This window comes from Salinicola sp. (genome assembly GCF_982684285.1).
In genome coordinates, this window is sequence record NZ_CEXLVS010000478.1 from 1 (window position 1) to 1,297 (window position 1,297).

Genomic DNA, 1,297 nt, shown 5'->3' on the forward strand with positions numbered 1-1,297 from the left:
TTATGGCACCTTGATATCCACCATCGGCATTATGGCGGCACGCTACGCTCAAGCAGATAGTCATTGTTATGATTTGGGTTGTTCCTTAGGGGCCGTGACCTTGTCGATGCGTCAGCGTATCTCTCAAACAAACTGTGACATTATTGCGGTTGATAATTCAGCCGCGATGATTGAAAAAGGCCAACGATTACTCGCCGATGATAAAAGTTCGGCAGTGTCTGTTGAATTAATCTGTGCTGATATTCAAGATGTGAGCATCGAAAATGCATCGGTCGTGGTATTGAACTTTACCTTACAGTTTATTCCGGTAGAAGAACGCCTTGCACTGTTGCAGCGGATATATCAAGGGTTAAAACCGGGTGGGGTGCTGATTTTGTCGGAGAAATTAGCCTTTGAAGATGAAGTTCAAGACAGCTTTCATATCGAATCACACCATGACTTTAAACGTAGCAATGGCTACAGTGATTTAGAGATCAGCCAAAAGCGCTCAGCGCTTGAAAACGTATTGATTCCAGAAACCTTAGCCGAACATCAGGAGCGTTTGAAACACGCGGGGTTTGAGTTTGTTGAAAAGTGGTTTCAATGTTTTAACTTTGTTTCAATGGTGGCGATTAAGTGAGTGTGTACCAAGCTCTCTACGAGCATTTAGATAAAATCGATCAAAAAGACTGGCGTCAATTATTAGAGTTGCAAGTTGAACAAAAGCTAGCGTCGGACGGTCATGGCAAGATGGCCGGGTGGCAAGCCGCATTAGCTCAGTTCCCAGATATCACTGACGTTGAAATTGACTTAAAAAATGCCGTTAAAATAGGCAACAAAGCAAACCTTAATGGTTTTGACTCAGCTCGATTCATTGACTTATTACAAACATTTCACCCATGGCGAAAAGGCCCATATTCGATCTTTGATATCGAAATAGATACGGAATGGCGTAGTGATTGGAAGTGGGACCGGTTAATACCTCATATCCAGCCGTTAAAAGGACGAAAGGTGTTAGATGTTGGTGGTGGTAATGGTTATCACGGTTGGCGTATGGCAGGTGAAGATGCCGAGCTTGTTGTTGGCATTGATCCAACATTGGTTTTTGTTATGCAATACCAAGTCATACAAAAATATATTCAGGCTGATAATCATTATGTCCTACCGATAGGTATAGAGCATTTACCCACGAATTTAGGCTTTTTTGACACAGTATTTTCGATGGGGGTGTTATATCACCGCCGTTCGCCCTTAGATCACTTATATGAACTCAAATCTTGCTTAAGGCCGGGTGGAGAATTGGTATTAGAAACCTTGA

General features: G+C 42.6%; 2 protein-coding genes. Both read left to right on the plus strand.

Features of this window, described 5'->3' with window-relative positions:
- A partial coding sequence (gene cmoA / locus AC3AYF_RS21250) for a carboxy-S-adenosyl-L-methionine synthase CmoA (protein WP_487780455.1) occupies positions 1–619 on the plus strand: 619 nt, incomplete at its 5' end.
- On the plus strand, positions 616–1,297 hold a 682-nt coding region (gene cmoB, locus AC3AYF_RS21255), incomplete at its 3' end, for a tRNA 5-methoxyuridine(34)/uridine 5-oxyacetic acid(34) synthase CmoB (RefSeq protein ID WP_487780456.1). The genes cmoA and cmoB, both read left to right, overlap by 4 nt.